The organism is Marinobacter sp. L-46, assembly GCF_056859535.1.
The window spans coordinates 77,586-91,825 of sequence record NZ_JBSXOP010000046.1 but is presented as its reverse complement, the minus strand read 5'-3'; the positions used below and the strand labels follow the sequence as shown (position 1 = coordinate 91,825).

Here is a 14,240-nt window from a genome sequence, read left to right as displayed (position 1 = left end):
TTGTTATACGTTCGGAAACTGGCGGGCGAAGGTTTGGAGTTCCGGGAAGAACGTCAGGAAATTCGCCTCGAGTTCCGGCTCATTGTCCCGAATTTCGTCAATTATTCCAGTGAATTGGTTGGGGAAGCGGATTCGGCCGGCAACCCGGTCCAGGGCGAAGCCAATATTGTCGAGGTCCTGATAGGCGCCAAACCAGTCGTGCTCCACCATACGGCGGGTGACTTTGACCATGGCAGGCGGCATGACCTGTTCGTGGCACTGCAGCTCCTGATAGACCGTCTGCACAAACTCCCCACTCTCGCAGTCGGCAAACCGGCACCAGTGCCGCAACAGGAAGTGGTCGTAGAGAATGTCCAGCGCCACGCCGGCAAAGCGCCGGCGCTGGCTGGAGAACAGCCGCTTGCTGGCCAGCACTTGCGGGTGCTGGTCGGTGAAGCTATCGACTGCCAGGTGGTGGCGAACGCCTTCCAGCACCGGGGGTGGCAAGGCCGCCCAGTCCACACCCCGGGAGAAATCCCCGAGGATGCTGCCCACACGTGCCTCGGGGGAGTCTGGGGCGAGGAAGGTGTGGGCGAGGTGGTTCATACTCAGTCTTCTGCTAGTTCGATTTCTTCGGCAATATAGTCACTCGAAGCCGACCCGGAATATTCGATTTCCAGCAACGGACGCTGACCTGCATTCAGGGCATCTTCCAGAGCGTCACGACTCGTATCATCAAACTCCGCGCCGCTGGTCTCGATCGCAATCCCAAGAACACTAAAAACGGTGCCGGAAACCTCAGTTAGCTCCCCAATTAACTCAAACTCGAGCACCTCGCCGGCTTCAGAATCATCATCCCGCTCAATCCGGAATGCTTCCAGGAACACAACGCCAGACGCACTGGTACGTTCGATACCATCAACCTCCAGCTCGTAGCTGCCGTTCAGGTCTGCCAGTTTCAGGCGCTGATCACTGTCATCGTCACTGATAATGGTCGCGGGGGTAACCTTGACTAGCACGCCACCCACCCGGAAGGTTTCATTAGCCGGGTCCAGAGTATTTACATCGACCACACCTTCAACAGAGGCACTACCTTCACGGGCATCGATTTCCTCTGCCAATACGGTGCCATCATTCCGGAATGTGCCTTCCACCTGAATCAACAGACCTGGCAACAAGTCAGATTCCGTGAGGCCGTCATCAAACTCCGTATCGTTATCTACCTGAACGGTCAGGCCATTGATTTCGAAAGTCCGAGCGCTTGCGCTGTAGGCCGAATTGACTGGCCCTGCAAACTCAATATCGTCACCAGTGCCGCGACGATAGCGGCGAACCTCGCCTTTGTTAACGTTCTCCGCAATGAAATCACTGCCAGAAATCGAGCCTTCGACTTCCACCAGCGGCAGATCGGCGAGGTCGGTCTCACTCGGGTCATCAGCGCTGCCATAGGAAATCAGCTGACCGTTGATGCTGAACTGCTGAAGACTGGTGTCGAGTGAGCCCGGATCAATGCGCCCTTCAATTTCCACGTCGTTTTCAGTGCCATCGAACAGGCCCAGGAAACTCGCTCGATAAACCCCATCGGGCTGGCGCCAGCCGCTCACCCGCACAAAGTCACCGTTGGTCAGAGTGGCCAGGGTCGTTCGTTTGGTGACGGTCTGTTTATCAACAACCAGGGGTTGGCCGTAGATGGTGAAGGTCACCGCATCCACGGCACCGTCAGCATCCAGAATTTGCTGTACATCGGAGACGGGGCCACGGAAGGTATCGTCGTATTCAACAGTATCCGCGTCGCCGGAGCCATCATCACGCCAATCGCCATCAATCCTCAGGATCATGCCTTCTTCAAGCTGATCCTCGCGCTCGATGCCGTCATTGCTGATGACTTCGCCGTCAGTCTCAAACTTCACCCCATTCACAAACACACTACCAAACCCGGAAACCGGCCCGACGCTGGAGCCGGTGCCGCGAATGCCGCCGTCGGCTATACCGATACCGCCGCCTCCACCGCCGCCACAGGCACTGAAAATGCCGAAAGCCACAGGTGCGATGCCAGGGAAAGGCGTTTACGGAGTTGGTCAGACGTCATTGTGCTCTCCCGCCAGCCATCCGGGCCGGCCATGGTTATCAGGTATCGTTAAAGCGACGGCGGGGAATGCCGTTGCTGAACAGGTCTTCAGGCTCAGCCAGTACCGATTCCGGTTCAGGCTGCCCCGCAGGAGCATAGGCGCTGCGTTTTAACAGAACATGACCGCTTTCCAGGGCCTCGACAATGCCCTTGCGCAGGAGTTCGTTCAGCACAACAGCAGACACCAGGTCGGGGTTGGCGCAACGCACCAGGTCGGTAAAGGCGTCATCCCCTTCGGCCAGGGCCAGCAGTATTCTGGGCTGGTGCTGCTCATCCAGGAAGTCACCGGTTCCCAACCAGCAGTTGATCACCTGCCGGGCTCCGGGTGACAGCAAGGTGGTCACCAGCCCGGTCGGCTGCCATCGGGCAGGCTCCACCGTTGTGATCTTCGGGCTCATGAGCGTTTATCTCCGCTGGTGTCCGGTTGTATCGGTTCTTCGAAATAGAAAATGCCAACGCCGGTACGCACTTTGTTGGCGCCTTCACCCTGGTTTCCAGACCCTTGCCGGTCATGGGGCCCCAGCCAGTCGTCCAGTTGTTCCAGCAGCGCCTGGGACCGTTCCGCCGAAATCTCCCGCCACCGTTCAATCACGTCTGCCGGGATGTTGTCGTAGGTCAGGGTCCGCTGGAACAGCGGCGGCTTCCCGGCCGAACGGCTGATCAGGTTGTGATCGATGGTAGCCACAAGATCAGATACGTCTTCACCGAAGATTTGGAGCATATCCTCACTGTCACCGGCCGGTACGTAGGCTCTTTGTTTTAGCTGGAGCCTGCCGGAGTCCGGCTCTACCGCGGCCACGCCCACCCGCATCAGCTCATCCAGCACAGCACGCGGCGTCATGTCGCCACTGTACTTGCGTACCAGTTCGGTGAAGCTGCCGGCACCTTCAAAATCCAGCATGGCGGGCTGTTTGTCGTCAGCCTGATAAGCCGGATCGTGTACCCAGCCAGACACCACACGGGATGCCCGGTTGGCATTAGACCGGGATTCCCGCGCAGGGTTCTGGCCAGCCAGGATTTCCCGCTGGCGTTTGACTTCCTTGCGGGTCAGGCCGGTCATAACCGCTGCCCGGGAATCCGTAGGTTTACGCCGGCCATCACTGAAATCTTCCAGTGCCGCTTCCACATAGGCGCGTTTGACCAGTTCGGAGAATTCGCCGAAAGGCACACCGTTGCGCAACAGCAAACGGGCCAGGGGCCGCAAAATGCGAAACAGTGCTTTGTGGAGGGGGTTGGCATTGGCATCAGTCATGTTTGGGATTGTATTCCCATAGCGATTGTAAAAGCCAGAACGGGCCGCCAGCACTGCGGCCCGTTTCGGGATTACCGGTCAGTCGTCGTCACCGTCATCATCGTCCTCGTCTTCACGCTCGATGGTGAAGGCTTCCAGGTATCCGTCCCGACGGCGACCCTCCACTTCTACATAGTCACCGACCATGAAGGCGTTGATATCGTCTACCCGGCTACGGCGGCCATCGTCATCGTCGTCATCATCAATCAGGGTGCTGGCCGTGAGTTGAACCCGAACGCCGCTGACAATCAGCACTTCACTGGCCAGGTCGATCTGCTCGATCCGGCCTTCCACCTCGTCATCGCCTTCCCGGCCTTCAATTTCCTCGGCCAGCAAGACACCGTTGCGGAAGTCGCCCTCTACCTTCACAAATACACCGTCCTGCAGGCTGCTGGCGCTGATGTCATCGAAATCAGTGTCGCTGTCGATCTGCACCAGCACACCGTTGATGCGGAAGGTTCGGGTACTGCTGTCGTAGTCGTAGAGATCACCGGAGATTTCGACGTCATCGTCGTCATCAAACAGGTCGTCTTCGTCGTCAATTTCTTTGGCCATCAGGATGCCATCCTGCAGATAGCCTTCCACTTCTACCGCCATGCCGTCGCTCAGGTCATCCAGGTCGAAGTCATCGTCGCCACTGGCCAACTCGTAATTGACGGAGAAACCGTTAATGGTGAAGGTTCGGGCTACGGCATCCAGGTTCTGTACCACGCCTTCCAGCTCAATTTCATTGTCATCGTCGAAATCCGGTCCGCTAACCCTGGCGCCCACGTAACTGGCCCGGAAGCTGCCATCGTCCAGTCGCCAGCCGCTCACCCGCACCCGGTAACTCGCTGGGCTGGCCGCCAGTTGCTCCGGGGTTGCGCCACGGAAGACGGTTTCATTGGTCAGGCCAATCACCTGGCCCAGCATTTCAAGCTGGCCGGTATTGGCCGAGGCGTCCCAGCTTGCCGCTGTCAGCGGGCCACGCAGGGTGTCGTCATAGGAAATGTCATCGGCCCGGCCTTCACCCCGGTCGTCCCAGCTGCCTTTCACTTTCAGGATCATGCCCTTGTCCAGCTGGTCTTCCCGCTCGAGCCCGTCATCGCCGTCCACCCTGCCATTGGTGGTAAAGCGAGTGCCGTTCACATATACACTGCCAAAGCCGGTAACCGCACCCACACTGGTGCCCTGGCTGCTGGCTCTGGTGTCAGCGGAACCGGAAGAGCCGGAGCCACCACCGCCACAGGCCGCCAGACCACCCACCAAAGCTCCGGCCATCACCAACTTGATCGCTTTCGAAAGTCCGTTACGTTTCATGTTCCATCTCCAGGCTGATTTCACTCAATCCGGCGCATTCTCACTGCGCGCCGCCCGTTTGGGATATTTTTCCCAAACCGTTGCATGGGAAAATAATCCCAATTTTTGAGATTGTTCAGTTTCTGGATATGAAACTTTTGTGAATCGGGGGGGGGTTTACTCGCCCATCAACTGACGAATCCGTTGATTAAGCCGGTTCACTTCCCGGCGCATGTCCTGCACCTGGTCCAACAGCTCCAGGGACATTGCCAGCCCTGGCAGGTTGAGTTTCAGATCCCGCTGCAGGCGCAGGGCTTTCTGAAGACGCTGGAGTGCGGCCACATCAAACTGCCACTGGCGCACTTCCGGCAGCTCCTGTAGCGGAGTAATCACCCCGTAATTCACCAGTTTGATCACAAACTCCGCGTGGCAGTCACCACGCTCGCAGATTTCGCGCAGGGTGAAGGTGCTGCCGTTGGTGTCGGTCACTTCTACGGTCACTATCTGGTCTTTATTTGTCATGTTCACCCCCACTCACACGTGCAGCTTGCTGCGCGGATTGAAGTCTTTTTCCAGCTCCGCCAGCGTCTCGTAGAGCTTTTCCGCCTCCGGCGTGTGTTGCTCAGGCATGGCCACCTGCAGCACCACAATCTGGTCGCCCGGATGCTTACCGGGGAAGCCCTTGCCTTTCAACCGGAGCTTGCGGCCGCTGGAAGACCCTTTGGGCACTTTCACGTTCACCTTGCCACCCACGGTTGGCACGGTCACCGTGGCACCCAGCGCAGCTTCCCAGGGCGCAACCGGCACCGTTACCAGAACGTCGCGGCCCTCGATGGTGAAATGCGGATGGGGCGCCAGCTCCAGTTCAATGAACAGGTCACCGGGCTCGGCACCGCCCACACCGGGCGCCCCCTGGCCTTTCAGCCTGATGTGCTGGCCCTCCCGCATACCAGCGGGAATTTTCACCTTCAGGGTTTTCTGCCGGGGCATCATCCGGCCGTGGCTGTCGATCTCCTGCACGGTAAACGACACCTGTTTTTCACAGCCGTTAAAGGCCTCTTCCAAAAACAGGGCCAGGCGGGCGTGAACATCTTCCCCGCGCATTCTCGCGCCCTGGCGGAAACCACCACCGAAGTCTGCTCCTGAAAACCCGCCATGCCGGCCTCCGCCAAACATCTCCTCGAAAAACTCACTGAACTGCCGGGCATCGGCTTCGGTATATCCGCCGCCACCAAAGCCAGAGGCACTCTGCCAGCCCGGTGGTGGCTGGAAGGAACCATCGGCCCGGGCGCCGTATTTGCGCAACTGGTCGTACTCGGCTCGCTTTTCCGGATCTTTGAGTACTTCGTAGGCCTCGCCCACGTCCTTGAACTTGTCGCTGGCGTTCTCTTCCTTGCTCACATCCGGATGATATTTGCGCGCCAGCTTGCGGTAGACCTTCTTGATGTCCTCGGGCGTAGCCGACTCGCTCACCCCCAGAACGGCGTAATAGTCTTTGAAGTCCATGTAACCCCTCGCATCTGACCAAAACGTGATCTCTGACTCTTTATATTTGTCGTTGCTGTGGAAATTACAAGCCGCTTCCTTGCAGCCTTGCTGCAGATCAAACACTGAGACCGGGTTCACACCCTTTATCCCGTGGCCGAATCTGACAACCTTTCACCCCTGTTTGCGGTCGAGAAATTCCGGAGCCTGGTCAATAGTTAAGGGGCAGTATTTGTAGACGAATGGTCTGTCTCTTACACACGGAGCTCTAACAATGATAAATAAAGCACGCCGCTGGTCCCTCTCGGCCTTTACCAGCAAATCCCTGAAGCCCGCACTGGCACTCAGTGCCGCGCTGTTGTTTTCCGGTTGCAGCGAACTCGGCTACCTGCTGAGCAACGACAAAGTGACCGATGCCGACAACGACCAGGTGGTCTTTGTGGGCGATTCCATTTTTGCTCCGACCATCGAACGGGAAGAGGAAGAGGGCTTTTTCAGGTTTGAGCGCGAACGCCGCTACGGCTTGAATTAGCAAGCTAACGTCCATCCTCATAATCGCTTATTGCCGTTAGCACACCCAACCCTAACAATGGCGGGCTTTCTCTTCCCTGATTGGATCAAGGAGATCAAATTGAGCGCCGCCAACCACAATTCCGAGTCCGGCCTTCCAACCTGGCTGATCGTCTTTGCGCTGGCGATGGGCGGCTTTGGTATCGGTACCGGTGAATTCGCCATCATGGGGTTGATGCCCAATGTCGCCCAGGATCTCGGCGTTTCTGAGCCACAGGTAGGCCACATTATCTCCACCTATGCGCTGGGCGTAGTAGTCGGCGCACCCATTCTGGCCATTCTCGGTGCGCAACTGTTCCGGCGGCAGCTGCTCATTCTTCTGATGTCCTTCTACGCGCTGGGCAACCTGGCCAGTGCCCTGGCCAGCAATTACGAATCCCTGCTGGTTTTCCGGTTTATCGCCGGACTGCCCCATGGCGCCTACTTCGGTGTTGCCGCACTTGTGGCAGCTTCACTGGTGCCGGTACACAAGCGGGCCAAGGCGGTGAGCCAGATCATGATGGGGCTGACACTTGCACTACTGATCGGCAACCCCCTGGCCACGGTGATGGGGCAATCCATGGACTGGCGCTATGCCTTTGGTTTTGTTGGCCTGGTGTCGTTACTAACCGTGGTGCTGATTACGCTGTTCCTGCCCAAAAACCCCCAGGAACAAAGGCACAGCCCGTTAAGCGAAGTCCGCGCCTTTAACAAACCACAAATCTGGTTTGCGCTGGCCATTGGTGCCATCGGCTTCGCAGGCATGTTCGCGGTGTTCAGTTACCTTGCCCCGACACTGCTGGAAGTCACCCGAGTGGATGCGGTCTGGATTCCCGTGGCCCTGGTGGTGTTCGGGATGGGCGGTTTTGTGGGCAACCTGCTTGGTGGCTGGCTGTTTGACCGTCTGCAATTCCGGGCCGTTGGCGTGATCCTGGTGTTCAGCGCCATGATTCTGAGCGTCTTTCCGTCTGCCACAGGCTCATTGCCCGTGTTACTCGTAGTCTGCTTTCTGACCGCATTAATGGTAGCGCTGGGCCCGGCTCTGCAAACCCACCTGATGGACGTGGCAACCGGCGCCCAGACTCTGGCCGCTGCCTCCCATCACGCCGCGTTCAATCTCGCCAACGCCCTCGGCCCATGGCTGGGCGGGCTGGCCATTACCGCCGGCTTCGGCTGGCAATCTACCGGCTACGTAGGGGCTGCCACCGCCGTGGCCGGGCTGATGATTTTCCTGGTTGCCTGGCGCCGGCCTGAGCCGGTGCCTGAGGCCAGCTAGGCGCTCATTTCTCACGCTACAGTCATTATCATTCACTCCGCTTAGCCAGTAGAATAGCGAGCTTTGAACGCTACCTGCGCGGAAACCGGAGTGAAACCCAGCCAATGCCCTCGCAACCTCTGGCAAATACTGGCCTCAGAGCCAGGCTATTGCGCCAACTGGATGATTCAGCGACAACGCTGAACGGCACCCAGTTGCCCTGCTTCGCAGAGCGCCTGAGCCGGCTGTTTGGCCTGGGCGACACCATGACTCTGGATGCGGCCATTGGTTATCGGGCGAAACAGCCAGGCACGCCTCAGGGCGCCACGGTAGAGCGGTTAACCGAGGAGCTGGCGACAATATGCAGGGCACTGGTTCAGCGTATTCGCGGGTTTGGCGCCGATCTGGAGTTTGACGGTGAACCCGAGCTTGAAGCCGCTCTCAATGCCTGGCTGGCGCTGCAACGCAAAGTGGCGGCCAACAGCCGTCAGTTGCGGGACAAGGTTCGAAAATCGATGAAAGATCAGGGCCCGAAGCTGGCCCACCTGGCCGAATTGGACGCCGTGTTTGATCAAACAATGGCCGGGTATACCGCACAGTGTTTTTCCCATATTCCCAAGGTACTTGAACAACGATTCGAGCACCGATCGACCACCCCGGAGCAAAGCCCCACCCCGGCCACAACGGCCGACTGGTTCCACCGCTACTGCGAGGAAGCGCAGTCTTTGTTACTCGCTGAACTGGATGTTCGGCTGGAACCGGTTCTGGGTTTGCTGGAGGCTTGCCACAAAGAGGTTAACAACACCCCATGAGTAAACTGTTCTTTACCCTGGCGTTTGCCATCGGCCTGGCCGTGGTAGCCTGGATTGGTGCCGGATTTGTCGGTTCCGACCTGCTGGCGCTGGCGTTTACCGGCCTGATTGGCGCCGTTTACTGTCTCGGCTTTGGCGAACTGGTGAATTTCCGCCGACAAACCCGCGAACTGAACGCACAGGTTCATCAGTTACCTGAAAGCCAGGAGCAGGTTAACCACTGGCTTGGCACACTGCCCGCCCCGATGCAGTTCCCGGTGCAACGGCGAATCGAGGGCCATGCCGCCGCATTACCCGGCCCGCAACTGACACCCTACCTGACCGGCCTGCTGGTGATGCTGGGCCTGCTGGGCACCTTTGCGGGCATGATTGTGACCCTGGGCGGCGCCGCCTCGGCGCTGGATAACAGTACCGAACTGAGCGCTATTCGCAGCGCACTGGCCGCACCGATTGCCGGTTTGAGTCTCGCCTTCGGCACCTCCATTGCCGGCGTGGCCGCCTCCGCCATGCTGGGGCTGGCCTCCACCCTGAGCCGCCGGGACCGGTTGCAGGCTTCCCGCGCACTGGATAGTGCTCTGCGCGACAAGCTGCATCATCTATCCGCAGATCATCAACGCCACCAGGCGTTCCAGGCACTGGAAATCCAGGCTCAAGCCTTACCGCAGATGGCCTCGGCCATGGAACGCATGACGGCGCGCATGGAGCAGCTCGGCGAGCAACTGGAAACGTCCCTCACCCGGAACCAGCAGGAATTCCACAGCACGGTCGGCAGTCACTACCAGACCCTGGCTGATTCCGTGGCCCAGTCCCTGAAATCGGCACTGGATGACAGCGCAAAGCAGGCCTCTGAACGGGTTGAACCCATTGTGATTCATGCCATGGAGCAGCTTCAGAAAGATGCTCATAACCTTCAGCAAAGCTGGGCCAAGGATGCCCGCCAGCAGTTAGCGGAGCTGACCTCCGCTTTCCAGAAAACCACTGTTGAGGCTGGGGAGCGCTGGCAGCAGAATCTGAGCGCGCAGCAGACCCAGAACCAGGAGACGCTGGCTCAATACCAGAGCCACTTCCAGACCAGCAGCACCAGCTTGATCGAGCAGCAACAGGCCGGGCTCGCAGAACTTGTCAGCACCATTAGCGCTCAACTCGATAAGCTCCGTAACCAGGAAAGCGAGCACGCCCGAGTCACAAGCGAGCGGATGGGGCAACTGGAAGCAACAGCTGCCCGCCACCTGACAGAGCTGGGCACCGCCCTGGAAGCGCCCATGACCCGCCTGATTGAGACGGCCTCGGAAACACCGAAGGCCGCCGCCGAGGTGATCCGACAGCTGCAGTCGGAAATCGCCCGCAACAGCGAGCGGGAAAACGAGCTGCTGGAGGAACGCCAGCGACTGGTTCAGGAACTGGACACTCTGCTGGAGAACCAGCGCAGCACCGCTGACAGTCAGCGGGAGGCGGTGGATACCCTGATCACCGGCGCCGGCGAAACCCTGACCGGCATCAGCGAACGCTTCAACACCCTGATCCAGGAACAGAGCCAGCAACTGGGCAAACTGGGCGACGACATCACCGGCAGCAGCCAGGAAGTCGGCGCCCTGAGCGATGCCTTCGCGCAGGCCATTGAGCTGTTCAGCCAGTCCAACCAGCAGGTCATCGGCAGCCTGGCGGATATCCAGAAAGCGCTGGACAAGGCCGGTAACCGGCACGATGAGCAACTGGCTTACTACGTCGCCCAGGCCCGTGAGGTGATTGATCTCAGCGTCAGTGCCCAGAAGGACGTCATCGATGCCGCCGCAGCACTGCGCCGGGCAGAACCCAGCGAGGCCGGCTGATGGAACAGCTGCAAGGCGGCGAACAACAATCGGCACCGGTCTGGGCCATATTCTCGGACTTGATGGCTGCTTTGGTGGGTATTCTGGCGCTGATTCTGGTGTGGGTGATCGGCATTCAGCTGGAACTGAGCCAGTCCCTGGCCCAGGAAATCGAGAAACGGGAGGCGGAAGAACAGCGCAGGATCGCCCTGGAGCAGGCACTGGAGGACCCGCTCACCAAGGGGCTGGTGACTTTCCGGGATGGCCGCATCGGCATCAGCGGCAACGTGCTGTTCGAGCTGAATTCAGACCAGTTGCAGGCCGAAGGTGAAGAAGTGCTGGAATCGCTGATTCGACCGTTACAGGCCTACCTGGAACAGCACGACGAGCTGCTGATGGTGAGTGGCTTCACCGACGACTTGCCGATGCATCCGGGCAATCGTTATCAGGACAACTGGGGTCTGTCGGCCCAGCGGGCCCTGACGGTTACCCGAACCCTCACAGAGCTGGGCTTGCCCAATGACCGGGTATTCGCTGCCGCCTTTGGTCCTCACCACCCGGCAGTGCCCAACGTCGATGCGGAATCCCGGGCCCAGAACCGGCGGGTGGAAATCAGTACCGTGCCCCGGGCGCCTTCGGCTTCCACGGACGCTGAAACAGGGGAAGGTGATTGACCATGAGCGAAGCCCCCGGCCCCTCCTTGCTGGAAAGCCTGAGGCAAAACGGCGCTGATCAGAATAACCCGGTCCGGTTCCGCTATCTGGAGTCTCTCGAGCAAAGGCTGCGCTCAAAAGGGCTGCATCAGGGAACGACGCACTGGCGGAAGCTGGAACAGGCGGTATCGGACTATCAGGCAACGTTCGATGGTGCCTGCCAGCCTGAGCCCACACCCGCTGTTAGCGAGCCTTCTCCTCTGTCTTCACTTCTGAACCGGTTGAATCAAACGGTAGAACCGTCGGTTGAAGCTCCGCGATCGGCCCTGGAACAACGGGTGTTCGGGCAGCAGACAGAAGAGCAGCCACAGGCACACCCGGCATCAAGCCCCAATAACCCGCGCCCGCTGAAAGCCATGATCAGAGCGAAGGCGGAACAAGGCAATCACGTTCTTGACGAGCGAATCCGACACGCCATTGTGAGCACTCCGAAAGAAGCAGGGCCGATGAATGCGCATCGTTTGGTGAGCCGCGCTATTGCTGAAATGCAGAAGCTTTCGCCGGAGTATCTGGAGCGATTTGCTCGTTATACCGATACGTTGCTCACATTGGAGCGGCTGGCGAGAAAGGGATAGAAAAAAGCCCCCGGGTTACGGGGGCTTTGAGCAGAGGGCTTACTTAACCTTAGGGTCCAGCTCGCCAGCCTCATACCGCTCGAACATTTGCTCGAGGTTCAGAGGCTTGATCTTGCTGGCCTGGCCGGCACAACCGAAGGCTTCGTAGCGCGCTACGCAGATATCGGTCATGGCGACCATGGTGGCCTTGAGGAATTTGCGCGGGTCGAATTCGGCCGGGTTCTGGGCCATGAAGCGACGAACGGCGCCGGTAGAGGCAAGGCGCAGGTCGGTGTCGATGTTGACTTTGCGCACGCCGTGTTTGATGCCTTCGACGATTTCTTCCACCGGTACACCGTAAGTTTCCGGGATCTCGCCACCGAATTCGTTGATCACCTTCAGCCACTCCTGGGGTACGGAGCTGGAGCCGTGCATGACCAGGTGGGTGTCCGGGATGCGGGCGTGGATGGCTTTGATCTGGTCGATGGCCAGGATGTCACCTGTGGGCGGACGGGTGAACTTGTAGGCGCCGTGGCTGGTGCCGATGGCAATGGCCAGGGCGTCGACCTGGGTTTTCTGGACGAAGTCGGCGGCTTCTTCGGGATCGGTCAGCATCTGGCTGTGGTCCAGGGTGCCTTCGGCGCCAATGCCGTCTTCTTCGCCGGCCTGGCCGGTTTCGAGGGAGCCCAGGCAGCCCAGTTCACCTTCTACGGAGACACCACAGGCGTGGGCCATTTCAACGGTGCGACGGGTAACATCTACGTTGTATTCGTAGCTGGTCGGGGTTTTGCCGTCTTCACCCAAGGAGCCATCCATCATCACGGAGCTGAAGCCAAGCTGGATGGAGCGCTGGCACACGGCCGGACTGGTGCCGTGGTCCTGGTGCATAACCACGGGGATGTGCGGCCATTCTTCGATGGCGGCCAGGATCAGGTGGCGCAGGAACGGCGCACCGGCGTATTTGCGGGCACCGGCGGAGGCCTGGACAATGACTGGGGAATCGGTTTTGTCGGCGGCTTCCATGATGGCGCGCATTTGTTCGAGGTTGTTTACGTTAAAGGCTGGCACACCGTAACCATGCTCGGCGGCGTGGTCCAGAAGTTGCCGCAGCGATATCAGGGCCATGGGTTGTCTCCTTCGTTGACTTTTGATGTTTGGATTCTTTGTTACCGCCGACTCTTTGCCTGTCTTCAGGGTTTGGAGTCTGCGGCGGCAACTCGTTTATTCGCCTCTTTCTTCCAGTACGGCTACTGCCGGCAGGGTTTTGCCTTCCACGAATTCGAGGAATGCGCCGCCGCCGGTGGAGATGTAGGAGATCTTGTCAGCTATGCCGTATTTGTCAACGGCGGCAACGGTGTCGCCGCCGCCGGCGAGGGAGAAGGCGTCGCTTTCGGCGATGGCTTCTGCCAGTGCCTTGGTGCCGTTGCCGAATTGGTCGAATTCGAATACGCCAACCGGGCCGTTCCAAAGGATGGTTTTGGCGTTCTTGAGCAGGCTCGCGAACTGGCCGGCGGTTTCCGGGCCTACGTCGAGGATCATGTCGTCGGCGCTGACGTCGGAGATGTTTTTCACGGTGGCGGTGGCGGTTTCGGCGAATTCGCTGGCAACCACTACGTCTACCGGCAGCGGGATTTCAACGCGGCTGGCGATGTCTTTGGCGGTGTCGACCAGGTCGTGTTCGCACAGAGACTTGCCTACCGGGTGGCCGGCTGCGGCCAGGAAGGTGTTGGCGATGCCGCCGCCGACGATGATCTGGTCACACACTTTTTCCAGGGCGTTGAGGACGTCCAGTTTGGTGGAGACTTTGGAGCCACCAACGATGGCAACTACGGGCTTGGCCGGGTTGTCGAGGGCCTTGCCGAGGGCGTCCAGTTCGGCTGCCAGCAGGGGGCCGGCGCAGGCTTCGGGGGCGAATTTAGCCACTCCGTGGGTGGAGGCCTGGGCGCGGTGGGCGGTGCCGAAGGCGTCCATCACGTAGACATCGCACAGGGCAGCGTATTGCTTGGCGAGGTCTTCGTTGTCTTTCTTTTCGCCTTTGTTGAAGCGGACGTTTTCAAACAACACCACTTCGCCGTCGGCCACTTCAACGCCGCTCAGGTAGTCTTTGATCAGGCGCACTTCCTGGCCTAGCAGGGTGCTCAGGTGCTCGGCTACGGGCTTCATGGAGGAGGCTTCGTCGTACACGCCCTCTTCCGGGCGGCCCAGGTGGGACATCAGCATGACTTTGGCGCCGGCGTCTTTGGCGGCCTTGATGGTCGGCAGCGAGGCGCGGATACGGGCGTCGCTGGACACTTTGCCGTCTTTGACCGGTACGTTCAGGTCTTCACGAATCAGAACCCGCTTGCCGGCGAGGTTCAGGTCAGTCATTTTTTTGATGGCCATAATCAG

At 59.3% G+C, this 14,240-nt stretch carries 15 protein-coding genes; 6 read left to right on the top strand and 9 right to left on the bottom strand.

Translation table 11 applies throughout. From position 1 onward, the window contains the following. Positions 1-3: 3 nt before the first annotated feature. The 7 genes from AC13DJ_RS05715 to AC13DJ_RS05685 form a co-directional block, all read right to left on the bottom strand. Positions 4-585, bottom strand: coding sequence for an acyl carrier protein phosphodiesterase (locus AC13DJ_RS05715; protein ID WP_286816149.1), 582 nt, complete (start codon positions 583-585; stop codon positions 4-6). 2 nt (positions 586-587) lie between these two features. Then, positions 588-2,021 (bottom strand): DUF5666 domain-containing protein, encoded by a 1,434-nt coding sequence (locus tag AC13DJ_RS05710; RefSeq protein ID WP_482933330.1) that lies wholly within the window; start codon positions 2,019-2,021, stop codon positions 588-590. Between the two features lie 85 nt (positions 2,022-2,106). After that, positions 2,107-2,505: a hypothetical protein gene (locus AC13DJ_RS05705; protein WP_482933331.1), complete on the bottom strand. Its 399-nt coding sequence runs from the start codon at positions 2,503-2,505 to the stop codon at positions 2,107-2,109. Next, positions 2,502-3,359, bottom strand: a complete 858-nt coding sequence (locus tag AC13DJ_RS05700; RefSeq protein ID WP_482933332.1) for a DUF6502 family protein — start codon at positions 3,357-3,359, stop codon at positions 2,502-2,504. Before AC13DJ_RS05700 ends, AC13DJ_RS05705 begins: the two co-directional genes overlap by 4 nt. A gap of 78 nt (positions 3,360-3,437) precedes the next feature. Further along, complete coding sequence (locus tag AC13DJ_RS05695) at positions 3,438-4,697, bottom strand: DUF5666 domain-containing protein (protein WP_482933333.1); 1,260 nt, start codon at positions 4,695-4,697, stop codon at positions 3,438-3,440. A 156-nt stretch (positions 4,698-4,853) separates the two neighbouring features. After that, positions 4,854-5,198: a chaperone modulator CbpM gene (locus AC13DJ_RS05690; protein WP_474541173.1), complete on the bottom strand. Its 345-nt coding sequence runs from the start codon at positions 5,196-5,198 to the stop codon at positions 4,854-4,856. Between the two features lie 12 nt (positions 5,199-5,210). Continuing rightward, positions 5,211-6,182, bottom strand: a complete 972-nt coding sequence (locus AC13DJ_RS05685; RefSeq protein ID WP_482933334.1) for a DnaJ C-terminal domain-containing protein — start codon at positions 6,180-6,182, stop codon at positions 5,211-5,213. Positions 6,183-6,435: 253 nt separating this feature from the next. Between AC13DJ_RS05685 and AC13DJ_RS05680 the strand changes: the two genes are divergently transcribed. The 6 genes from AC13DJ_RS05680 to AC13DJ_RS05655 all read left to right on the top strand — a co-directional run bounded on the left by AC13DJ_RS05680 (position 6,436) and on the right by AC13DJ_RS05655 (position 11,873). After that, positions 6,436-6,693 carry a hypothetical protein gene (locus AC13DJ_RS05680; RefSeq protein WP_474544313.1) on the top strand — a complete coding sequence of 86 codons (258 nt, stop codon included), beginning with the start codon at positions 6,436-6,438 and terminating at the stop codon, positions 6,691-6,693. Between the two features lie 165 nt (positions 6,694-6,858). Further along, positions 6,859-7,986: an MFS transporter gene (locus AC13DJ_RS05675; protein ID WP_482933363.1), complete on the top strand. Its 1,128-nt coding sequence runs from the start codon at positions 6,859-6,861 to the stop codon at positions 7,984-7,986. A gap of 149 nt (positions 7,987-8,135) precedes the next feature. Next, complete coding sequence (locus tag AC13DJ_RS05670; protein ID WP_482933335.1) at positions 8,136-8,777, top strand: DUF3348 family protein; 642 nt, start codon at positions 8,136-8,138, stop codon at positions 8,775-8,777. Next, positions 8,774-10,606 carry a DUF802 domain-containing protein gene (locus tag AC13DJ_RS05665; RefSeq protein WP_482933336.1) on the top strand — a complete coding sequence of 611 codons (1,833 nt, stop codon included), beginning with the start codon at positions 8,774-8,776 and terminating at the stop codon, positions 10,604-10,606. Before AC13DJ_RS05670 ends, AC13DJ_RS05665 begins: the two co-directional genes overlap by 4 nt. Further along, positions 10,606-11,259, top strand: a complete 654-nt coding sequence (locus AC13DJ_RS05660) for an OmpA family protein (RefSeq protein ID WP_482933337.1) — start codon at positions 10,606-10,608, stop codon at positions 11,257-11,259. The genes AC13DJ_RS05665 and AC13DJ_RS05660 overlap by 1 nt, the downstream gene beginning before the upstream one ends. 2 nt (positions 11,260-11,261) lie before the next feature. Then, positions 11,262-11,873 carry a DUF2894 domain-containing protein gene (locus tag AC13DJ_RS05655; protein WP_482933338.1) on the top strand — a complete coding sequence of 204 codons (612 nt, stop codon included), beginning with the start codon at positions 11,262-11,264 and terminating at the stop codon, positions 11,871-11,873. Positions 11,874-11,912: 39 nt separating this feature from the next. Here the strand turns inward: AC13DJ_RS05655 and fba are convergent, their stop codons facing one another. Beyond that, the gene (fba, locus tag AC13DJ_RS05650; protein ID WP_023008548.1) at positions 11,913-12,977 is read right to left on the bottom strand and encodes a class II fructose-bisphosphate aldolase; all 1,065 of its coding nucleotides are present in this window, start codon (positions 12,975-12,977) and stop codon (positions 11,913-11,915) included. 96 nt (positions 12,978-13,073) lie between these two features. Beyond that, positions 13,074-14,234 (bottom strand): phosphoglycerate kinase, encoded by a 1,161-nt coding sequence (locus tag AC13DJ_RS05645; RefSeq protein ID WP_482933339.1) that lies wholly within the window; start codon positions 14,232-14,234, stop codon positions 13,074-13,076. Positions 14,235-14,240: the final 6 nt, after the last annotated feature.